The following is a 22234-nucleotide window of genomic DNA, read 5'->3' as shown; positions in this document are numbered from 1 at the left end:
ACCTCTCAGGACCGATGGGTGCGCCATCGTGATTCCATCTGAACCCACATCTTCATGATACGATGGCGGCTTTGTGGCGCGGGGGCAAGCCGGAGCCCTGCCTTTGGCTGCATCACCTGATCACATTTATCACATATCATCCGGGACGCAGCCGTGTTGGCCGCTGCGCATCCTGCCGCATTCGACCTTCGGCCAATTGCCAAACCACGTTCAATGGGTGCTTTGCGTTGCGGTGCAAAAAAGCCTTGTGCGCCCCGGTCCGGCATTGCAGGAATAACGGACGCAAGGTCAGCGTTCAGCTTTCCTCCGGAGGAGGCAGTCCGGTAGCGGGACGCAATGTGGGAGATCGGGAATGGCCAAGTGGGTGTATGGGTTTGGCAATGGAACTGCAGAAGGAAACGCTGGCCTGAAGACCTTGCTCGGCGGCAAGGGCGCCAACCTGGCTGAAATGAGCAATCTTGGTTTGCCGGTGCCGCCAGGCTTCACCATCACCACCGAGGTCTGCGCCTGGTACTACGACAAGGGCAAGACCTATCCGGACGATCTGGCGCAGCAGGTGGAGTTAGCTCTTGCTGCAGCCGGGGAACTGACCGGCCGCCGTTTCGGCGACGCGCAGAACCCGCTGCTGGTGTCCGTCCGCTCCGGTGCAAGAGTGTCCATGCCCGGCATGATGGATACGGTGCTCAACCTCGGTCTCAACGATGTCACGGTCGAAGCCATCGGACGGGCCGCAGGTGACCGCCGCTTCGCCTATGACAGCTACCGCCGCTTCATCCAGATGTATGGCGATGTGGTGATGGGCCTTGACCACCACGCCTTCGAGGAAATTCTTGATGAGGTGAAGGATGAAGCGGGGCATTCGCTGGACACGGACCTCTCAACCGAAGAGCTGATCAGCATTGTCGAGCGCTACAAGGCGCTGGTGGAAGAAGAGCTGGAGCGCCCCTTCCCGCAAGATCCGATGGACCAGCTGTGGGGGGCGATCGGGGCTGTGTTCGAGTCCTGGATGACGGCCCGCGCCCAGACCTACCGCCGCCTGCATGACATTCCGGCCGACTGGGGCACGGCGGTGAATGTGCAGGCGATGGTTTTCGGCAACATGGGCGAAACATCGGCCACGGGTGTTGCCTTCACCCGCAACCCTTCCACGGGCGAAAAGGCGCTTTATGGCGAGTTTCTCGTCAATGCGCAGGGCGAGGACGTGGTGGCGGGCATCCGCACGCCCCAGGACATCACCGAGAAGGCAAGGCTTGAGGCAGGGTCCGAACGGCCTTCTCTTGAGGTGCTGATGCCGGAGGCCTTTGCCGAATTCCAGACCATCTGCGACCGGCTGGAGGCCCATTACCGGGACATGCAGGACCTGGAGTTTACCATTGAACGGGGCAAGCTGTGGATGCTGCAGACCCGCTCGGGCAAGCGCACGGCCAAGGCGGCGCTGAAGATTGCCGTCGACATGGCTGACGAGGGGCTGCTGAGCCACGAGGAAGCGGTGCTGCGGGTCGAGCCGCAGGCGCTGGACCAGTTGCTGCATCCGACAATCGATCCAGCTGCGAAGCGCGATATTCTGGTCACGGGGCTCCCGGCTTCTCCGGGAGCAGCATGCGGGGCCATAGTCTTTACCTCGGAAGAGGCCGAAGAGGCCAAGGCAGCAGGCCGCAAGGTCATTCTGGTGCGCGTCGAAACCAGCCCGGAAGACATTCACGGCATGCATGCTGCGGAAGGCATTCTGACCAGCCGTGGCGGCATGACGAGCCACGCCGCCGTGGTGGCGCGCGGCATGGGCAAGCCCTGCGTCTCCGGAGCCGGCGCACTCCGCATTGATTACCGTAATGGCACCCTGTCTGCGGGCGGCAGGTCGCTTGCAAAGGGGGACGTGATCACCATCGACGGGGCGAGCGGGCAGGTTCTGGTGGGCGAAGTGGCGATGCTGCAGCCTGCGCTCTCTGGCGATTTCGCCACGCTGATGAGCTGGGCCGATGAGGTGCGGCGCATGAAGGTGCGAACCAATGCCGAGACCCCGGCCGACGCGCGGGCGGCACGGCAGTTCGGGGCGGAAGGCATCGGTCTTTGCCGCACGGAGCACATGTTCTTCGATGGCGACCGGATTGTTGCCGTGCGTGAGATGATCCTTGCCTCCGGGGAAGAAGGCCGCCGTGCAGCGCTGGGCAAGCTGCTGCCGATGCAGCGGGATGATTTTGTACAGCTCTTCGAGATCATGCATGGCCTGCCGGTGACGATCCGCTTGCTGGACCCGCCGCTTCACGAGTTCCTGCCGAAATCGGATGAGGAGATTGCGGAAGTCGCCGCGGCCATGGGCATTGACGCGGACAAGCTGCGGGAGCGGGCGCTGGATCTCGAGGAGTTCAACCCGATGCTCGGCCACCGCGGCTGCCGGCTGCTTGTCTCCTATCCGGAGATTGCAGAGATGCAGGCGCGCGCCATTTTCGAGGCGGCTGTCATGGCTGGCAAGAGCACCGGCGCTCCCGTCGTTCCGGAGATCATGGTCCCGCTCGTCGGCCTGAAGGCGGAGCTGGATCTGGTGCGCGGGCGCATCGACGCCATGGCGGAAGCGGTTGCGAAGGAGACCGGTGTTGCCGTGTCCTATCAGGTCGGCACCATGGTGGAACTGCCGCGAGCCGCCCTGCGGGCTGGTGACATTGCCGCAACGGCGGAGTTTTTCTCCTTCGGCACCAACGATCTGACGCAGACCACATTCGGCATTTCCCGTGATGATGCGGCGTCGTTCCTCGGCACCTATCAGCTCAAGGGCATTATTGAACAGGATCCGTTCGTTTCCATTGACAGGGATGGCGTCGGCGAACTGATCTCCATTGCCGCTGACAGGGGCAGGGCAGTGCGTCCGGATATCAAGCTCGGCATCTGCGGCGAGCATGGCGGTGATCCGGCATCCATTGCCTTTTGTGAAAGCGTTGGCCTCGACTATGTGTCCTGCTCGCCCTTCCGCGTGCCCATCGCCCGCCTGGCGGCGGCGCAGGCTCATCTGCGCCGGACATGAGGCATGGCAGCCAGTGAGGCCATCGCAGCGCTCAGGGCAGGGGGCAAGCTCGCCCTTGCCCGGGCGCTGACCCGGATCGAGACCGGCCATGGGCAGGCGGAGGTGGATGCCTTTCTGGATGCGGCCTGCCGTGAGGGCACAGGCCATGTGCTGGGTCTCACCGGGCCGCCGGGTGCTGGCAAATCCACGCTCACGAACAGCCTGCTCAAGGCGCTGCGGGCGGCAGGAAAGACCACCGGCGTCATTGCCGTTGATCCTTCCTCCCGCCGCTCGGGCGGAGCTCTGCTGGGCGACCGGACACGGCTGACGGCAGACCCGGAGGATGCGGGTGTCTTCATCCGCTCCATGGCGGCGCGCGACCGGCTGGGCGGGCTTTCTGACCACGCGCTGGCAGCCATCGCTGTCATGCGGGCGGCGCGTGAGGCGGTGATCGTTGAATCCGTCGGCATCGGCCAGTCAGAAGCCGATGTGGCAATTGCCGTCGATACGCTCGTTCTGTGCATCCAGCCAGGCTCTGGCGACAGCCTGCAGTTCATGAAGGCTGGCGTCATGGAGCTGCCCGACATCATTGTGGTGACCAAGGCCGACATGGGGGCCTATGCGGCCCGTGCCGTCGCGGATGTGAAGGGCGCTTTGTCCTTGAGTGACCGTGAGCGGGAGGGCTGGCAGGTGCCGGTGCTGCCGGTGAGTGCCCAGGACTGCAGCGGCCTTGAGGCGCTGCACGGGGCAATTGAGGCACACCGGGCGTTTCTGGAGGCAGGCGGGCTTTCGGCGCAGCGCTTTGCCCTGCGCCAGGAGGCCTGGGTGGCGGACTATCTCAAGACCCGCTATGGTCAGGCCGGAAGCCATCTTCTTGACCCGCGTGCCCTGATCCGCAGCGCAGGCGGTCCTTTCGCGGCCATGCGGCTGGCGGACCGCCGCTTGGTGGTCAAGGCGGTGCCGGACGGGACTGCAACGGAGACCTGACATGACAGAGGCCGGCAGCAGCATTGGCGAAGTCTCGGAACTGACGGGATTTCCGGCCAAGACGTTGCGTTACTACGAAGATATCGGGCTGGTGCGCCCGCTGCGGCAGGACAACGGCTACCGCGCTTATTCGCCTGCGGATGTGGAGCGGCTGCAGTTTCTCAAGCGTGCCCGCAGCCTGGGTTTTTCCATCGAGGATTGCCGCAGCCTGCTGGACCTGCGCCAGAACCCGCACCGGAGCAGCGCCCGTGTGAAGGCCGTGGCCGAGGCGCATCTGGCGGAGCTGGAAACGAAGATCCGGCAGCTCATGGATCTGCGCGACGATCTCACCGCCATGGTTGAGGCCTGCCGGGGCGACAGCTGCCCGGACTGCGCCATCATTGAAGGGCTGTCAGGGCACTGAAGTGCCCGCGGGGGTCACCCGGCGAGACGGCTCGCAGGGCGCAGGATCATTGGATCAAGGCTGATGCTCTTGATGAGGGCTGAGGCCGTTTCGACGGGGGCAGGGCGGCCGATGTAGTAGCCCTGCATGCGCTCGCAGCCGGCGCTTGTCAGGAAGTGCACTTGCGGCGCCGTTTCGATTCCTTCGGCCACCACGGTCATGCCAAGTGCCGCGCCCAGATCGATGATGGTGCGCACGATCGCCTGAGCCTGCGGGCTCTCGTCCACCGGGGAGATGAAGTCCCGGTCGATCTTCAGAATATCGAACGGGAAACGGCGCAGGTAGCTGAGGCTGGAATAGCCCGAGCCGAAGTCGTCCAGCGCGATCTTGAGGCCCAGTTCCTTCAGGCGCTTCATAGCGGTCAGAACGGTATCGTCCTTGCCGGCGAAGACGGATTCCGTGACCTCGATCTCAAGGCGTGAGGGGGCCATGTCATAGAGGGACAGGGTCTCGATCACCTGGTCGATGAAGCGCGGATGGCGGAACTGGGTCGGTGAAATATTGACTGAAACGGTGATGTCCGGCCAGTGGTGGGCATCCTGACAGGCCCGGCGTAACACCCAAAGGCCCAGGTCGTTGATAAGGCCTGTCTCTTCGGCGATGGGCACGAAAATGGCAGGGCTGACAGGTCCATGTTCCGGATGTGTCCACCGCACGAGCGTTTCTACGGCCGCGACCCTGCCGGTGCGGCTGTCCAGCTGTGGCTGGTAGGCGACGGAGAGCAGGTCGTTGTCGATGGCGCGGCGCAGATCGCGGGCAATCTTGTCGCGGGTGTGGACGTGCTCTTCCATGGATGGATCGAAGAAGGACCAGCGGCGTCTGCCATTAGCCTTGGCATCGTAAAGCGCGATGTCCGCCTTGCGCAGCAGTTCGCCTGCAGTCGTGCCATCCTGCGGGGCAATGGCTGCCCCCATCGACAGGCTGACATAGAGCTCATTACCGGCAACCCGCAGCGGACGGCTCAACTCGTCCTGAATGTGGCTGAGCTGATACTCGATAAGGGAGCGCGAGCGGCAGCCTGACAGGATCATGGCGAATTCATCGCCTGAAATACGTGCCAGCATGCCCGTGGGCGGCACAATCGTGCGGAGGCGCGCAGTCACTGCCTTGATGACTTCATCACCAGCCGCATGACCCAGTGTGTCGTTGATATCCTTGAAATGATCGAGATCGATGTAGATGACCGCCGTCAGCTCTTTGCCATTGCGCTCATCCTGCGCGCCCGCCAGAGCTTCCACCAGCATGCGGCCGAAGTAGTCGCGGTTCGGCAATCCGGACAGGCTGTCATGTTGAGCGGCATAGATGGCGCGGGCTTCGCTGTTGGCGAGCTTGCGTGTCGATTGCCGCGCGTAGTTCAGCAGGAGGGCCGTCATCGCGGCAATTGCCAGTACCAGCAGGACCAGAACCGGCAGGATGCGCATGAGCATCAGCGATCCCGGACGGGAGGAGCGCCAGTTCAGGCGGGTTACCGGCTTGCCCGAAGGATCCTTGACGAGGATTGATGCCAGGTCTCTCCGGCTCTGTTGAACCGGTCCTGTTTCAATCCCATCAATCCCTGCCATTCCCGAGAGACGGCCAAGGACCGATGGCGTCATGGCGATAAAGCTCACCAGGACTGCAGGAGGTTCACGTTCTGCGCCCTTGTTGTGCGTTTGCGGAGAAATGGCCGTCACACTGAAATAATGCGGACGCCCCGCCGCCATAACGACACCATTTTCAAAGATGGTCCGGTGATTGGCGCGGTAGTCTGGCTGAAACTGGTACGAGCCTGAAGCAGTCTTTTTGAAGCTCGAGATGTAGCCAGCCCTTACTTTGGCGATCGGTTTGCGAAGCGCATTGCGCAACGCTGCGTCAACCCAGCCTGTAGCGCCATCCTGATCATAAGTGATGATGGCTTCCAGATTGCGGTTCAAGATCAGCGCCTTTGTATGGCCGTGCACCTCCGAGAGTGAGATGGCAACCCGGTGAAGCAGCCAGGCGGCCTCTTCTGAACCGCGCTTCGCCCGGAAATAGGCATCGTCCCAGACGGCAGCGGCCTCCTGCTGGCTGCTCAGCTGGTCCAGTTGCATCGCCAGAGAACCCTCGATCAGATTGCGCTCGCTGTCTTCTGCGGCACTATCGGTCAGGGACGAGGACCAGATGAGAATTGCGAAGACAAACAGGACAGCAAGCAGCATGACGCCAATCACCGGAATGATGATTGTGTTTGCTATCTTTCCTCCCCGCGCCCCTATGCCTTGGTCCATGCGATCTGCTCCCGGCTTCAGGAAATTACTCTCCGGGAAAACATTTAAGGAATGGCGGATGGATTTGGTTAAGACCAGTTCATGAAGAGGAAAATTGTAGTTCAGAATGGATGAGAAGGTCTGTTGGCAAGGCCGCTGATTGTTTTGCTGTAACGCGGCGAAATAATGATTACGTTACGTAATGTTGTGCGCGCAGGCATCTGAGGATCCAAATACTCCCCGGCAGGTCCGGTTTGCCGCAGAAGGGCGCCAGACAGAGGTACTGAGGATCTTTTCCTGAAACCCCGAACTGTTATACGAAGGCCTTTGATGGCAGTGCATCACGCCTTGAAGATGCTCAGACGCCGCACGGACTTAGTTTTATTCCGCCGCTGAATCGGGAGGCCGCATGGATCAGGTTGCGCGAACAGAAGGCGGGTGGCCGGAGCATATGGATGAAAATGCCTATGCAGCTGCAATCTTGCGCTGTGCAGACAACATCCTGCCCATGCACATGGGCGAGCGGCTGATCAACAAGATCTTCGGCAAGAGTCTTCAGTCCCATACTGCCGGTTTGCTCGCGATCCTTTATTGCCGGGCGCAGCTGGGGGAGGGGGAGGCCGCCACGTTGTCGATCCTGCAGCAGCAGATGGGACGCAGCCGCACGCTGGCGAGTTTCATTGGCCTGTTAAAGCTTGCCGGTTATGTGCGGGTGGTTGAGGCCTCCGGCAGCCGGCGCGAAAAAAGGCTGGAGCCGACGGAGCTGATGCTGAACGGCCTCAAGACCTGGCTCTCTCATCATCTGGCCTGTGCCAAACTCGCGGGGCTGCCGCTGCCGGAACCGGACCTTCATCAGCGCCTGAATGCCGATCCCGTTTATGGCCTGCGCTTTATAGCCGAGACCCATGACATGGTACGCCTGACCCGTGAGGCACTGGCCGGGGAGGGGGCCTGGCCGTGGTTTGACCGGTTCGACTGCGGCGACCGTCTGGCGCTGATCCTGCTGAAGTCTCACTACGGCGCCCCTGAGCAAGCGCCCTGGCAGTCTTTCGCCGCACGGCAGGCTGCTGCACAGCTGGGCATCTCCCATTCTCATGTGCGCAATGTCATCAACAAGGCGGAGGCGGCCGGCTGGCTGGTGCAGCGCCGCGATCAGGGAGAGCTGCAGCTGACGCCCGCTTTCCTCACCGGCGTGCGCGACTGGTATCTGATGTTCTGGGGCTGGCTGTGCGAAGCCGCGCAGCGGGCGCATGAACGTGGAGCCGGTTCAGCCTGAGGGTGACGGCCTTCAGATCAGCTGCAGGCCCCGGAAGCTGATCTCCGCGCCGCGGGCGACGATAATGTGGTCATGCACCTCGATGCCCAGAGGCTTGGCTATGTCGATGATCTGCTTCGTCATCTGGATATCGGCGCGCGATGGCGTGGGGTCACCGCTCGGGTGGTTGTGGACCAGAATGATGGCCGTGGCCGAAAGCTCCAGCGCCCGGCGGATCACCTCGCGCGGATAGACCGGCGTATGATCCACCGTGCCGCGCTGCTGGACTTCGTCGGCGATGAGACCGTTTTTCTTGTCGAGGAACAGGATGCGGAACTCTTCCCGGTCCGCATGGCCGCTGGCGGCACGCACATAGGTGACGACCTTGGACCAGGAGGACAGGGGCTCGCGGTCGACGATCTCGCCCCTCGCGTAGCGCGTGGCGCAGGCTTGCAGAAGCTTCAGGGCATCGGCCACTTTCTCGCCGGCGCCCTTGACCTCCTGAATGCGGGCCGGAGAGGCAGCCAGCACATTGGTGAAGGAGCCGAAACGCTGCAGCAGGGCTTTGGCCAGCGGTTTGGTGTCACCGCGCGGAATGGCGAGAAACAGGCACAGTTCCAGCAGCTCGTAATCGGCAAAGCCATCCGCCCCGTGCTGACGGAACCGGTCGCGCAGCCGCTCCCGGTGGCCGGTGTAATGCGGCGCAGGGGCGCGCTCCGCAAAGCCGCCCCGTGCCTCGTCCGTCTTGTCGCCCGTGTCGTCCTTCGGCATGCCGCGTTCCGTGGTCTGAAGAGCTGAAGAGGGGTATGCGGGAGGTCAGGCTGCTCCGCTCAACTGGCCTTGTCGAAGCCGGGCCGGTGCAGGCCCTTGGGCGAGAGCGTGAAAATTTCGCAGCCCGTGTCGGTGATACCGACCGCGTGCTCGAACTGGGCCGAGAGCGATCGGTCGCGGGTGACGGCGGTCCAGCCGTCGCTCAAGACCTTTACCTGCGGCTTGCCGAGGTTCACCATCGGCTCGATGGTGAAGATCATGCCGGGCTTCAGCTCGATGCCTTCGCCCTTCCGGCCATAGTGCAGAATATTGGGCGTGTCGTGGAACAGCCGGCCGACACCGTGGCCGCAGAAATCGCGCACCACGGAGCAGCGCTCCTTCTCCACGAAGGTCTGGATGGCATAGCCGATATCGCCCGTGGTGTTGCCGGGGCGTGCAGCCTCGATGCCCAGAAGCAGCGACTCGTAGGTCACCTCGATCAGCCGCTCGGCCGAGCGCTTCAGCTCGCCCACCGGATACATGCGGCTGCTGTCGCCATACCAGCCATCGACGACGAAGGTCACGTCGATGTTGACGATGTCACCCTCGCGCAGCGGCTTGTCATTGGGAATACCGTGGCAGACAACATGATTGATCGAGGTGCAGCTCGCCTTGGTATAGCCCCGGTAATAGAGCGTTGCCGGCAGCACACCCTTGTCGCGGCCGAAGCGGTAGACGAAATCATCCAGTTCCTGCGTGGTCACGCCCGGCTTCACAAGATCTGCAAGGCCGTCCAGGCATTCGGCCGTCACCTGGCCGGCCTTGTGCATGGCCTTGAAATCTTCCGGCGAATAGAGCCGCACCTGGCCGGTGTTCTTGAGCGGGGCGGTGGCTGCGTCGATATAGGTGACCATGGGTTCCGTTCTGATCCGATTCGTCTCCGTCCTGTGCCGCAGATCAAGGACCCGCTGCGCATGGGACTTGGAGGACTTGGCGCGCAACGCCCTGGTGTTCTGGCGCGGCGCACCAGACCGGGGCGGCATGCTGCCTGTTTTCATGGGGCTCGCCTGTCTGTTCTGTCGCCTAATATGAGCGGCCCCGGCTTGCAAGGAAAGATGTGTCAGCCCCCGCAGAAGAATTTTCCCGCCGCAGGCAGCGGGAGGCGGGGGAAAAGCGGGCAGCAGGCCGTTTCAGCAGCCGCAGATGAGCCGGAAACCAGCCCACGCACGGCCTGCATGCAGACCATCGCCGGCTGTCTGAGCAGCTCTGCTTCGGTCCGCCAGCCCGCGCCAATTTGCACTTGCAGACGGGCGCCGCTGCCGCTACCTCATACCCCGCGCCGGAGACAGTCTCCCCGGCCACCGGCCAATGCCCCTTTACCGGGGCTTGAAAGCCGGCCGGACAAGACCCGCCCAAAGGGCGCGGCTCCCGCTCCGGCCCAGACATGCGGACGTGGTGAAACTGGTAGCCACAGCGGACTTAAAATCCGCCGCCCTCAAACGGCTTACGGGTTCGAGTCCCGTCGTCCGCACCAATTCGTTGCGTGATGCTGCCCTTCGATCCATCGCACGGGTTCGGCTTCGCTCTGCTTCGCTGCACCAGACGGAAAGCTGGAGCTCTTTCTTCACATCCGTCACCCCCAGCCTGTGGGCAAGGCCGGATGCAGCTTTTGTCATGCCCGCAAGCTGGCTAGAGTGTGGCCGTGCAAAAGCAGGAGAATGCGGGTGAAAGTTGCGATTGCTGGCGCCGGTATCGGCGGATTATCGGCAGCATGGGCCTTGCGAAAGGCCGGTGTGGCGGTAACCGTTTTTGATCAGGGCCCTATCCCCAATCCGCTGGCCACCTCTCACGATGAGCACCGCATCACCCGGCACATCTATCCGGGGCTGGATGGCTATGGCCAGCTGATGCCGGATGCCTTCCGCGCCTATGACACGCTCTGGCAGGATCTGGGGCAGCGCCATTTCGGGCCGCGCCCCATGGTGCATGTCTCGCGCGGCGAGGTGAGCTATTTCCCCGCCGCCGAAGCGGAAATGAACGCGCTGGGCATTCCCATCCGCCCCCTGCCGCTGGACGGGCTTGCGGCCATGATCCCGGTGCTGGAAACCTCTGGCATCCGCGAGGCCTTCGAGGTGGGCGGAACCGGCGTGCTCTTCGCTGCCCGCACGATCACCGCCCTTGCCGCCTGGCTGGCAGAGAACGGCGCGGATCTGAGGCCTCACTCCCGCGTGACGGATGTGGACCCGGACAGCGCCACGGTAACGGTGGACGGCCGCCGCGACAGCTTCGATGCTGTCATCGTGGCTGCCGGTGCCTGGGTGAGTGATCTGGTGCCTCAGACCTCTCAACGCCTCGTGCCGTCGCGCCAGCTGGTGCTCTATCTGGAGCCGCCGCAGGATATGGCTTCCGCATGGGCGCAGGCGCCCATCATCATCGACATGGGCAGCGGCAGCTATGGCGCCTACGTCCTGCCGCCCTGCAACGGCACGCGGCTGAAGATCGGCGACCACCGCTTCACCCGCACCGGCCACGGCAGTGATGACCGCACGCCAACGGCTGCCGACATCGCCCCCGTGCGCGAGGCCTTGACCGGCACGCTGCGCGGCTCGGACCGCTACCGGATCATAGAGGAGAAGGTCTGCTACTATACTGTCTCGGCGAATGAGCGTTTCGTCAGCGAGCCGCTGGGCAAGTCCGGCTGGCTGCTCAGCGCCTGTTCCGGCCACGGCTTCAAGCTTGGCCCGCTCATGGGCCTTGGCGTGGCTGATGCCCTCACCGGCAAGCGGGCTGCGGAGGATGTATCCCGCTGGGCTGCTGGATTAGGCGGGTTGTGAGAGGGACGGCTCTTCGAGATGCTGCCCGTGCGGATGGGGAACGGCATGGGTGCCATGGTCAAGCCATGGCAAGACGGAGTGTGTGAGGGGGCGGAGCGTCAGAACCGGCGTTGCGGCCTTGCGCCGTCCTGCGCTGCCCCGCCGCTTCGCCAATGACCAGGCTGCCTTCGCGCAAAAACCCCTCCACTTTCGTCATGCCATGGCTCGACCATGGCATCCACCCCGATGCGTCTAGGCACACTGTGCGGAGGATCGGGGCTCTGTGACGACGCGACCCTTCGAGATTGTGCCCGTGCGGATGGGGAACGGCATGGGTGCCATGGTCAAGCCATGGCAAGACGGAGAAAAGGGAGGGGGGGGCGTCAGAACCGGCGCTGTGCTCAATCCATTCGCCGCAATCTCCCAAAAACAACAGCGCCCCAATCCATTGCTGGAAAGGGGCGCTGCCGGTCGCGTCAGTCAATGTGCCGTGCTGATTACCAGCTGGCGAGAACCGCGCCCTTGAATGTGTCGTCCACGAACTTGCGCACGTCATCGGAATTGTAGGTTTCCACGAGGGTCTTGACCCAGGCGGCGTCCTTGTCCTGCGTGCGCACGGCGATGATGTTCACATACGGGCCCTTCGGGCTTTCGCGCAGGATCGGGTCCTTGACCGGATCAAGGCCGGCTTCCTTGGCGTAGTTGGTGTTGATGCCCGCAGCATCCACATCCGGCAGCGAGCGCGGCAGCTGGGCGGCATCGATTTCGACGATCTTCAGGTTCTTCGGGTTCTCGACGATGTCGGCGATGGAGGCCTTGACGCCTGCATCTTCACGCAGCTTCAGCACGCCCGCATCATCCAGCAGCAGCAGCACGCGGCCGCCGTTGGTCGGATCGTTCGGGATGGCAACCGTCGCGCCTTCCGGCAGGTCGGTGATGGCCTTGTACTTCTGCGAATAGACGCCGATGGGGAAGTTGACCGTGAAGGCAACACTCGTCAGCTCATAGCCGCGGTCTGCAATCTGGTTGTCCAGATAAGGCTTGTGCTGGAAGGAGTTGGCCTGCAGATCCCCGGCGTTCAGCGCCTCGTTCGGCACGACATAGTCGGAAAATTCGAGGATCTCGATGTCGAGGCCCTTCGGCGCGGCAAGGCGCTTCACTTCTTCCATGATCTGGGCATGGGGGCCGGGGGTGACGCCGACCTTGATTGTCTCGGCAAAAGCCGGTGCGGCAGCGAAAATGGTGAGGGCAGCAACGGCGCCGGTCAGGGACGCGGCAATGGACTTGAAGAGCATGTGAGCACTCCGGTTCTGGGAAAGGACAAGCGGAAGCTTCAATGCCGGGCGCGCTTGTCAAAGCGCCGGGCAAGGCTGTCGCCAAGGCTTTGCACGCCTTGCACGAGAAGGATGAGCACCAGCACGACGGCTAGCATCACGTCGGGCATGAAGCGCTGGTAGCCGAAGCGGATGCCGAGATCACCCAGGCCGCCGCCGCCGACGGCGCCGACCATGGCCGAATAGCCGATGAGGCTGACGGCAGTGAAGGTGAGGGCATGGGTGATGGCGGGCAGCGCCTCCGGCAGCAGCACCTTGCGCACGATCTGCAAGGGCGTTGCCCCCATGGCGCGGGCGGCCTCGATGAGGCCCTGATCCACGCCCCGGATGGCGCCTTCGATGACGCGGGCAACGAACGGGGTTGCGCCAATCGTCAGCGGCACGATAGCCGCCGTGGTGCCGATCGACGTGCCCGCGATCAGCCGGGTCAGCGGCACGATGGCCACAACCAGAATGATGAAGGGCGTGGAGCGCGCCGCATTGACGATGAGGCCCAGCACAGCATTGAGGGCAGGTGCGGCGAACAGCTCGCCCTTGCGGCTGGTGGCCAGAAACACGCCCAGCGGCAGGCCGATGGCCGTTGCCAGAAGGCCGGAAACGGCAACCATGTGAAGGGTTTGCAGCAGGCTGTCGAAGATCAGCTTGAGAATGTGCGGCGGCAGGAAATCAGGCAACATAGCCAAGCACCTCGCTGGTCAGGCCGTGGGAGCGGGCACCCGCCTCAACGGCGGCAAGAGTTTCAGGGGCGGCATCAACGCTGACCACGAGCTGGCCATAAGTCTGGCCTGCGATCTGGTCGATCTTGCCCTGAACGATGGAGAGGTCCAGCCCCAGCGTACGCGAGAAGTGGCTGATGAACGGGCTCTGGCTGCCTTCACCCTTGAAAATGAGGCGCACCAGCGCCTGCCCGCCGGGCTGGGGCGCGCTCTGCAACTTCGCGCGCAGATGCTCCGGCAGCACGGCGCCGGTCACGGCGGAGACGAAGCTGCGCGTGGTGGCGTGCTGCGGCTCTGTAAAGACATCGAAGGTGCGGCCATGCTCGACGATCCTGCCGCCGTCGATCACCGCGACCTCATCGGTGATGGCGTTAATGACGCTCATTTCGTGGGTGATGAGCAGAATGGTAAGGCCCAGCTCCCGGTTCACCTGCCGCAGCAGATCAAGGATCTGCTCCGTCGTTTCCGGATCCAGCGCAGATGTCGCCTCATCAGACAGCAGCACCTTGGGATCTGTGGCAAGAGCCCGGGCGATGCCGACGCGCTGCTTCTGCCCACCGGAGAGTTCCGCCGGATAACGGTCTGCCTTGCCGTCAAGGCCGACGAGGTCCAGCAGCGGGCGCACCCGCCGTTCGATTTCGGACCGGCTGGCGCCGATGATTTCCAGCGGCAGGGCCACGTTGTCGAACACGGTGCGCCGGGCCAGCAGGTTGAAGTGCTGGAAAATCATGCCGATGGAGCGGCGCTCGGCGCGCAAAGCCGCTTCGCTCAGCTGTGTCAGGTCGGTGCCATCGACGATCACCGCGCCGCGGCTCGGACGCTCCAGCCCGTTGACGAGGCGGATCAGGGTGGATTTGCCCGCACCCGAACGCCCGATGACGCCCAGAATGCGCCCGCGCGCGACGGACAGATCAATGTCCTTCAGCGCCTCGACGGCAGCATGGCCGCTGCGGGCCGGATAGATCTTCGCCACACCCTTGATCTGCACCAGAGGCGCCGGGCTGCTGTCTGCTTCTGCGGACGCAAGACTGTGCGGATTGGATTGCATGTTCACGGGGCAAGGAACCTGTTGGGAGGGCCGGAAGCACGGCTCTTGGGAAGGCCGCTCCGGCAGGACCGGAGATGTAATATCCCAGAGCCGGGCCACCGGCGCGAGGGACCGGGTCTTCTATATCGCCTCAATCCCGGATCGGCTTGGCCCAATTTGGAAAATACGGGGAAAAAATTTTCAGGATGAGGTGCTGCCACTGCCGGATTGACCGCATGCACGTGATGATTGATGAAAGCAGGAGGGCTGCAAGGGGTTGAGCATGCAGGAAGATCTTTATCATTTGTCGAGCCGGTTCTGGGCCAAGACCTTTGCTGCGGATCTGATGGCGGGCATCTCCTACAAGCCGGTGCTGCATCACCTCCTGGATGTGGCGGCGGCGGCACAATCTCTCTTGCAGGCAAAGCCAGGCCTGTTGCGCCGTCTGTCCGCCCGGTATGGCGTGCCGGAGGACCGCTTGATGCTGGTGCTGGCGTTTCTGGCCGGGCTGCATGACCTTGGCAAGATTTCCCGCTGTTTCCAGATCAAGTGGCCCGAAATCTGGCCTGAGGACGAGCTTGGGCCATTGGTGCCGGTGGCTGGGCGATCGCATTGGCGCAATACGGCGCTGCTGCTGCGCGATCCATCGATTGCGCCTTTGCTCACCGGGCTGTTTCCCTCTGTCAAGCCAGCCTACCTGCAAAGTCAGATGGCACCGCTGATTGCGGCCATTGCCGGGCATCACGGTGTGCCGCCACCACCGGACGATATGAAAAGGGATGCCTGCAATGATCCCGATCTCGGCCCGCAGCTCATTCCCATCGCTGCCCATGTGGCGGGAGAATTGGCGCGCATCCTAAAGCCTGAGCCGCTGGAGGGACTGAAGGACAATTCCACGTTCAAGGCCCTGTCCTGGCCTGTGGCCGGCCTGATCACGCTGGCGGACTGGGTGGGCTCGGATGCTGCCTTTTTCGGGCCGCAGGAGCCGGACATGGGCGCTGAGGACTATTGGCCGCTGGCGCTGGAAGCGGCCGGAAAGGCCGTGCGGGAAAAGGGCCTGTGCCCGCCCGCTGCCTTCGCCGCGCCGGATCTCGCTCGCGTCGCCCCCGCTGCGGCAATCGCGCCCCGGCCCCTGCAACAGGCAGCTGCGGAGCTGCCGCTTTCCGGCGCGCCGGCGCTGGTCATCCTTGAAGATACGGCTGGCGCGGGCAAGACAGAGGCCGCCCTTGTGCTGGCCGCACGCATGCTGGCAGAGGGCATGGGGGAGGGCGTCTTCATGGCCCTGCCGACCATGGCAACAGCCAACGCCATGTATGGCCGGCTTGCGCCCGTTTACCGGCAGTTTTTTGAAGACGGAAGCTCACCCTCGCTGGTGCTTGCCCATGGGCAGGCCGCGCTGTCGCAGGTTTTCCGGGCCAGTACGGCGCAGGCCACCCCTGCGAGCGGTGATCCGGGTGGGGACGACCAGCCTGTCTCTGCTTTCTGCGCAAGCTGGCTGGCAGACAGCCGCCGCAAATCGCTGCTGGCAGATGTGGGTGCTGCCACCATTGATCAGGCCTTTCTCGCCGTTCTGCGCAAGAAGCATCTGGCCCTGCGGCAGGCAGGCCTTGCCAGCCATGTGCTGATCGTGGATGAGGCCCATTGTTTTGATGCCTATATGGGGAAGGAGCTGGAACACCTGCTGGAACTGCATGCCATGCTGGGCGGCTCAGCCATCGTGCTGTCGGCAACGCTGGCTGAGGCGCAGAAGACGGCGATGCTGAAAGCCTTTGCCAAAGGGCTGGGCCTGCGCACGCCGCAGGGCCTGGATGCGGGGGCAGACCCTGCCGGTGTTCCCTATCCCCTGATCACCCGTCTGGATGCAGGCACCGTCACGCGAACGGCTCCGGGCACGGACCCGCGCCTTCACCGCGAGGTGGCGGTGCGCCGGGCTGCCAGCCGGGAAGCTGTGATGCAGGAGGCGCTGGAAGCAGCCCGTCAGGGCGCCGCCGTTGCCATCATCTGCAATGCGGTGGATCCGGCCATCCGCATGTTCGAAGCGCTCAGGGAGGCAGGCGGTGTGCCGGTGGACCTGTTCCACGCCCGCATGGCGCAGGTGGACCGGCAGGCCATTGAGGCGGAAGTCCTTTCGCGCTTCGGCAAGGATGCCCCGCAGGAGCGGCGCGCCGGCCGCATTCTGGTCGCCACGCAGGTGATCGAGCAGTCGCTCGATCTCGACTTCGATCTCATTCTCACGGACCTTGCGCCGGTGGATCTGCTGATTCAGCGCGCCGGGCGCCTGTGGCGGCACATGCCGCAGCGGCCCTTGGAGACCCGCCCCTTTGACGCCCCCACTCTTGTGGTGCTCTCGGCGGATCCGGACGAGGTGGCGGATGCGAAGTGGGGCGTCGATGTCCTGCAGCAGGCGGCCTTCACCTATCGGCGGCCAGCCGTCGTGTGGCGCACGGCGCGCCACCTGTTCGGCCGGGGCCGCATCGTCAGCCCTGCGGACATGCGTCCGCTGATTGAGGCCGTTTACAATGCGGCCAGCTGGGACGATGTGCCGGAGCCCCTTCATCAGGCCCAGCAGATGGCGGAAGGCGAGGAGCAGGGCAACCGGCAGCTGGCCAAATTCAATCTGGCCAAGCCCGCTGAAGGCTATACCGGACTTCAGGATCAGCTTTCCTCCGATGAGGAAATCGGCACAAGGCTGGGGGAGGCAACGCTCACCTTGCGCATCGCCCGGATGCGGGATGGAAAGCTGGTGCCGCTGGCCGAACCCGGCGGCCCCGGCCCCGATGCCATGGCAGAGGCCTGGGCCCTGTCTGCCCTCAGTTGCCGCAAGGCAATTCTTACCCGGCAGGGCCGGGACGCGCCCCCTCCACCGGATGCGGCAGAAGAAAAGCGCCGCGCCGCCGCCCGCGAAACCCTGCGCCGCAGCTGGCCGGAGTTCGAGGCTTCCATCGTCATCGCCATTCTGGAGGAAGACGGCCATCTGGATGCGGGCCCGGACTATAGCCGCTCTCTGTCCTACAGCCGCAGCCATGGCCTGATAAACGGCGCGGCAAGAGAGTGATCCTGCTTCGCCGGGGCTGCAATCTGGCCGGGTTTCTCTTGCCAGTCACAGCCCTTTACGCCACTCTCCAACCCGCCCCCGAAAGCCCCCCGGTTTTCCGGTAGCTTTCCGCTCTTTGAAATTCTACTGTCAGATCAATGCTCTCCAGCAAGAGTGTTCCCCGCACACGCGGGGATGAACCGGTGCAATCGGCGAAAACGCTGTTGGACGGGCAGTGTTCCCCGCACACGCGGGGATGAACCGGGCCGGGAATATTCCGGCGTCTGGCTCAATGAGTGTTCCCCGCACACGCGGGGATGAACCGGGCGATGACAAAACGCAGATCGGCCTTATGGCGTGTTCCCCGCACACGCGGGGATGAACCGACTCAGCGGAGACCATGCACGCGCCGTGGCAAGTGTTCCCCGCACACGCGGGGATGAACCGGCAGTGTCCGTTACCGCAGGCGCGTCCTGCTGGTGTTCCCCGCACACGCGGGGATGAACCGCCCAACGCGCCGATATTCTGCGCCTGAGCCCGTGTTCCCCGCACACGCGGGGATGAACCGGAGCCCGAGGTGAAGAAGGATGGGCGGCTCATGTGTTCCCCGCACACGCGGGGATGAACCGTCGGCAATCGGTACCGTCAAGCTGCTCGATATGTGTTCCCCGCACACGCGGGGATGAACCGACGCAGCACCGGGTGGTGATCAGGCCACAGCCGTGTTCCCCGCACACGCGGGGATGAACCGCGGGTCAATGACGTGTTTGATCACACGGCCATGTGTTCCCCGCACACGCGGGGATGAACCGCACACAGACGGGGCTCTTTCGCTGGATGACATGTGTTCCCCGCACACGCGGGGATGAACCGGATCTGCTGCGGCAATCTGTCGAGGCCAAATGGTGTTCCCCGCACACGCGAGGATGAACCGCGCTGATCAGTCTCTATGCCGAGGCGGCGCGGGTGTTCCCCGCACACGCGGGGATGAACCGGACCTTCAGCGGGAGCTTGGCGTGAAGGCCGAGTGTTCCCCGCACACGCGGGGGTGAAGCCCGTAAGCCGTGATTGATTCACTCCTGCCCTTGCCGTAGGGTTGAGGCTGGCGAGTGTTTGCATCCTTGAGTGGGGAGGGGCGGCATGGGCAGGCTGGTTTGGTGGCTGGGTGTTCCAGCCGTTTTCGGAGCGGGCGTCTTTGCGGGCGTGCTGTTTTCCCCGCCGCTGGGCACAGCGCTGCTTGAGGTGGCCGGGCTGGATGGCGGCGGCAGGAAGGCCCTGATCGACTACACAACGACAGGTGCCGTCGAGCCTTCGCCCGGAAATAATCCGGAGCCTCCCGGTGATCCATCCGCTACAATTGCTCACCTGATGAATGGCGCCGCCCAAACGGCATCTTACGTCTATCTTCAGGAGCACGCTTATATCCTGTCACCCCATGCTATCGCCTCGGGGGAAGATCTGATTCTCCCGGAGGACCTGACTCGTCTCAGCCTCACGGAGCTGGGCAAACGGCATGCGCAGGCTGATGCTGCCGGACGGGCGGCCATTCTTGAGGAAGTTCAGCGCCGGGAACTGCGCGTCACGGAGATCAGCGGCGAATTCTTCCCTGACATGGTTCTGGATTCACCGCACAATGCTTTCATCTATGTCAACCGGGGCAAAAAGGGCGATACTGTTGCTGCAACCGGCCCTGCGGCGGCCATGAGTATCCGCGCCACGATGGAGCCCGTAACGCTGGCGCCGGTGCAGACGGAAACGTCATCCACCATCGGGGCGCAATTGCATGGGGCGGGGTTCGATATTGAGCCGAAGGAGATGATCTGGCGGCAGGTGCCTGACGGGCAGGAGGAGACTTTCCTCTGGGTGGTGACGCCCCGCAAGGAAGGACGCCTGCAACTGACCGTGGACCTGCGGCAGAAACTGATTTTCGGCGGAGAAACCATCGAAAGACCCGTGCGCAGCTTTCCCAAGACCATTGCCGTCTCGGCGGATCTCTTCACACGGATCGGCAGGGCCGTTGGCGGCGTCAGCGTTGCGCTCGACACGGCCAACAAGATCGGCATCGCCATCGCCGCCTTCCTCGGGATTGCGGGTATCGGAGGCCTTGGCACCCTGATCCAGTACCTCTACCGCCGCCTCCGCCCATCCCGCGCTGCGGATGTGTGATGTGCAATTTATACGGGTATTCAACAGCTTGACACTCATCTGCTCGCGTGCACAAATCACTGTTAACGCGCGAAGGTAGGTCTTGGGGTGGCAGATTGCCAGCGCGCAAGGCCCGTGCCGGGGGAGTGGGATGGGGTTCAATGTTCTGACGGACCGGTGTTTTCCCGTGGTCATGCGATCCGGGGAGCGGCGGTGGGTGGATTTTGCCGGGCTGGCTTGCGGCTTTTCCGCCTTTGATGCGCCGGATGCCGGGGCGGACTATGCGGTCGCCTTTGACTGGCCGAGGCCGGATCTGGATATCGCCTGCCATGAACTGAGCATCGGCGTGATGCAGCTTTGCCTTGATGTGCAGAGCGAGGATGACTGGCAGGCGCTGTGGGACAGCGCGCTGGGCCGGGACGAGCTGGCGGAGCGGATCGCCCGTTTCACCCATGCCTTCGAGCTGCTGGGCGATGGGCCGCGCTTCCTGCAGGACCGGGAGGCCTTCGAGGCGGATCTGAAGCCTGCTGCCCTTTCGCCTGTTGAAGGGCTTTTCATCGATACGCCGGGCCAAAATGGCCAGAAGAAGAATGCGGATGTGCTGACGCACCGGGGCCGCTATCCGGCGCTGGGCCTGCCAGCGGCTGCCATGACGCTCTATGCCTTGCAGGCCTTTGCTCCGGCTGGCGGGGCGGGCAACCGCACGTCGATGCGGGGTGGCGGGCCGCTGTCCGTTCTCGTGTTCCCCGTGGGGGATGAGGGGCAGGCGCCTGTTGCGCTCTGGCACCGGCTGCTGGCCAATGTGACGGAACTTGGCACCGGTGATGCAGCCAGCCGGCTTCACACCATCCTGCCCTGGCTGGCGCCGACGCTCACCTCCGAAGGCGGTGTGGCGCTTCATCCCGATGAGGCGGGGGCAACGCATCCCTTGCAGGCTTTCTTCGGCATGCCCCGCCGCCTGCGGCTGGTGGCGTCCGCCCAGCCGGGCATCTGCGCCCTGACGGGGCGGGAGGGGGCGCTGGTGACCCACTTTGCCCAGCGGCCTTACGGCATGAATTACGGCATCTGGCAGCATCCGCTGACTCCCTACCGCCAGATGAAAGAGGGCGAGGCGCCCTATTCGGTCAAGCCCAAGACTGCCCGCTTCGGTTACCGCGACTGGATGGCGGCGGCTGCGGGGGAAGGGGAGGGCAGCCTGTCGCGTTTGCCCCGCAATGTGCACGCTGCACGGTTGATCCGGATGGCTCCTCTGCTGGCGCTTGGCCGCGATCCGGTTTTGCGCGTTGGCGGCTGGGCGATGAACAATATGGAGGCCATGGCCTATCAGTTCGCCGAACAGCCCATGCATCTGGCACGCGACCGGGCCACGGCGAAGGCGCTGGACGAGCTGGTTCTCAGCTTTTCCGAGTCTGGGGGCGCGGCGTTGTCTGCCCTGCGTGACGCCTTGCGCAGGGCGTTGTTCTCCGGCCAGACGCCGGATGCGGAAAAGGGCGCGCTGGGCAATGCGCAGGCCGCTTTCTTCGACATGACGGAACCGCAGTTTCACAGGCTTGCCGCCGCTTTTCTGAAGGAAGGTGCGGACGAAAGCCTAGAGGCACGGGCAGAGCGGCAGCGGCAGAACTGGCGGCGGCAGATCGAGGAAACCGTGCTGTCGCTCTTCAATCAGTTTGCCAGTGTTGAAGACGTGCCGCCCGAGCGCGCACAGCCGGTTGTCGAGGCCTATGCCGCCTTGCTGCGCAGCTGCCGGGGCTATGGGCCGGGCGGAAAGCGGTTCTTTGAAGCTCTGCGTTTGCCCCTGCCGGTCTCTGAAAAGGACAAGGACAAAAGCAAAGGCGCGTCAAAGGCGAAATCCCGCTCCGGGAGGGACGAATGACCATGAAACTGAACAAACCGGCCACTGAAGCCGCAAGGGACTGGTGGCAGCGGCTGCATCCCAATCCGGTGACGGGCCGTGGCGGCGACAGGGCTGGGCGGGCACGGCTGCGCCGGGCGTCCGGGCCGCTGGAAGCCCTGCTGGAGCCGCAGACGCAGGCTCTGATAGAGGCCGTGCGCCGGGCGTCCGGCAAGGACTGGGCCCTGCAGGCTCAGTATGAAGAGGAGGAAACGCTGCTGCTGCGTTTCGGGCTTCTGGCCATTCTGCTGGCCGAGACGGACGTTCATTTCGAGGAAAGGCAGCGCGGCTTTGCCGGGCTTCTGGGCCTCACGCCGGATGGCCTGCGCCCCGGACCGGATGACCGCCGCCGCTGGTCCGTGTCCCGCTTCGGCGCGATGATGCGGGCGTGGAAGGAGCCGGATGACTTCTGCCGCCACGTCCGCCGGGCGCTGCCGGTGCTGAAGCGCGAGCCTTTTGATGTGGCAGCCTTCATCCGCGATGTCATCGGCTTTGACGGCGCTGTGCAGCGCAAATGGACCTTTGATTATTACGGCCAGCCGCAGCTTGCGGCGGGCGATGGCAAGGCCGGGGCGCAGGAGAGCCCCGCCGCCGGACATGATTGCCCTGAGGAGAACTGA

Annotated in this window: 15 protein-coding genes, 1 tRNA gene and 1 CRISPR repeat array; of the genes, 10 read left to right on the top strand and 6 right to left on the bottom strand. The window is 63.9% G+C overall.

Translation table 11 applies throughout. The features are described from left to right. The first annotated feature begins 352 nt into the window (after positions 1–352). Genes ppdK through cueR form a run of 3 tightly spaced genes read left to right on the top strand, consistent with a single transcriptional unit; the run spans position 353 to position 4385 of the window. Positions 353–3016 carry a pyruvate, phosphate dikinase gene (gene ppdK / locus V6L75_RS16785; RefSeq protein ID WP_334252625.1) on the top strand — a complete coding sequence of 888 codons (2664 nt, stop codon included), beginning with the start codon at positions 353–355 and terminating at the stop codon, positions 3014–3016. A 3-nt stretch (positions 3017–3019) separates the two neighbouring features. Next, the gene (locus V6L75_RS16780; RefSeq protein WP_334252624.1) at positions 3020–3982 is read left to right on the top strand and encodes an ArgK/MeaB family GTPase; all 963 of its coding nucleotides are present in this window, start codon (positions 3020–3022) and stop codon (positions 3980–3982) included. 1 nt (position 3983) lies between these two features. After that, entirely contained in the window at positions 3984–4385 is a 402-nt protein-coding gene (gene cueR, locus V6L75_RS16775) for a Cu(I)-responsive transcriptional regulator (RefSeq protein WP_334252623.1), read from the top strand. Positions 4386–4399: 14 nt separating this feature from the next. Here the strand turns inward: cueR and V6L75_RS16770 are convergent, their stop codons facing one another. Further along, complete coding sequence (locus tag V6L75_RS16770; RefSeq protein ID WP_334252622.1) at positions 4400–6601, bottom strand: putative bifunctional diguanylate cyclase/phosphodiesterase; 2202 nt, start codon at positions 6599–6601, stop codon at positions 4400–4402. Between the two features lie 457 nt (positions 6602–7058). Here V6L75_RS16770 and V6L75_RS16765 point away from each other — a divergent pair, with 457 nt between their 5' ends. Then, positions 7059–7925, top strand: a complete 867-nt coding sequence (locus tag V6L75_RS16765; RefSeq protein WP_334252621.1) for a hypothetical protein — start codon at positions 7059–7061, stop codon at positions 7923–7925. 12 nt (positions 7926–7937) lie between these two features. Here V6L75_RS16765 and radC read toward each other — a convergent pair whose 3' ends face one another. Together radC and map are read right to left on the bottom strand one after the other, a co-directional pair. Beyond that, positions 7938–8675 carry a RadC family protein gene (gene radC / locus V6L75_RS16760; protein ID WP_334252620.1) on the bottom strand — a complete coding sequence of 246 codons (738 nt, stop codon included), beginning with the start codon at positions 8673–8675 and terminating at the stop codon, positions 7938–7940. A 59-nt stretch (positions 8676–8734) separates the two neighbouring features. Then, positions 8735–9568 (bottom strand): type I methionyl aminopeptidase, encoded by an 834-nt coding sequence (gene map / locus V6L75_RS16755; RefSeq protein ID WP_334252654.1) that lies wholly within the window; start codon positions 9566–9568, stop codon positions 8735–8737. 532 nt (positions 9569–10100) lie between these two features. On the opposite strand from map, the gene V6L75_RS16750 reads away from it, so the two are divergent. Both V6L75_RS16750 and V6L75_RS16745 read left to right on the top strand, forming a co-directional pair. Then, positions 10101–10188, top strand: a tRNA-Leu gene (locus V6L75_RS16750). A gap of 190 nt (positions 10189–10378) precedes the next feature. Beyond that, positions 10379–11488, top strand: a complete 1110-nt coding sequence (locus V6L75_RS16745) for an NAD(P)/FAD-dependent oxidoreductase (RefSeq protein WP_334252619.1) — start codon at positions 10379–10381, stop codon at positions 11486–11488. A 476-nt stretch (positions 11489–11964) separates the two neighbouring features. Here the strand turns inward: V6L75_RS16745 and V6L75_RS16740 are convergent, their stop codons facing one another. Genes V6L75_RS16740 through V6L75_RS16730 form a run of 3 tightly spaced genes read right to left on the bottom strand, consistent with a single transcriptional unit; the run spans position 11965 to position 14565 of the window. Continuing rightward, entirely contained in the window at positions 11965–12762 is a 798-nt protein-coding gene (locus V6L75_RS16740) for a MetQ/NlpA family ABC transporter substrate-binding protein (protein WP_334252618.1), read from the bottom strand. 38 nt (positions 12763–12800) lie between these two features. Further along, positions 12801–13478 (bottom strand): methionine ABC transporter permease, encoded by a 678-nt coding sequence (locus V6L75_RS16735; protein ID WP_019966460.1) that lies wholly within the window; start codon positions 13476–13478, stop codon positions 12801–12803. After that, positions 13468–14565, bottom strand: coding sequence for a methionine ABC transporter ATP-binding protein (locus tag V6L75_RS16730; RefSeq protein ID WP_334252653.1), 1098 nt, complete (start codon positions 14563–14565; stop codon positions 13468–13470). The genes V6L75_RS16735 and V6L75_RS16730 overlap by 11 nt, the downstream gene beginning before the upstream one ends. 262 nt (positions 14566–14827) lie before the next feature. Here V6L75_RS16730 and cas3 point away from each other — a divergent pair, with 262 nt between their 5' ends. From cas3 to casB, 4 genes are all read left to right on the top strand, one after another. Further along, a complete protein-coding gene (gene cas3 / locus V6L75_RS16725) occupies positions 14828–17599 on the top strand; it encodes a CRISPR-associated helicase Cas3' (protein ID WP_334252617.1) in 2772 nt (923 codons plus the stop codon). 153 nt (positions 17600–17752) lie between these two features. Then, positions 17753–18634: direct repeats of the CRISPR family, unit length 29 nt; unit sequence GTGTTCCCCGCACACGCGGGGATGAACCG. A gap of 84 nt (positions 18635–18718) precedes the next feature. Beyond that, positions 18719–19744 carry a hypothetical protein gene (locus V6L75_RS16720; protein ID WP_334252616.1) on the top strand — a complete coding sequence of 342 codons (1026 nt, stop codon included), beginning with the start codon at positions 18719–18721 and terminating at the stop codon, positions 19742–19744. Between the two features lie 130 nt (positions 19745–19874). After that, entirely contained in the window at positions 19875–21596 is a 1722-nt protein-coding gene (gene casA, locus V6L75_RS16715) for a type I-E CRISPR-associated protein Cse1/CasA (protein ID WP_334252615.1), read from the top strand. Beyond that, positions 21593–22234 carry a type I-E CRISPR-associated protein Cse2/CasB gene (casB, locus tag V6L75_RS16710; RefSeq protein WP_334252614.1) on the top strand — a complete coding sequence of 214 codons (642 nt, stop codon included), beginning with the start codon at positions 21593–21595 and terminating at the stop codon, positions 22232–22234. Before casA ends, casB begins: the two co-directional genes overlap by 4 nt.

This window comes from Pannonibacter anstelovis (assembly GCF_036881715.1).
GTDB lineage: Bacteria > Pseudomonadota > Alphaproteobacteria > Rhizobiales > Stappiaceae > Pannonibacter > Pannonibacter anstelovis.
Note: the sequence above shows the minus strand (reverse complement) of the source record. Positions and strands in the feature narration are given on the sequence as shown.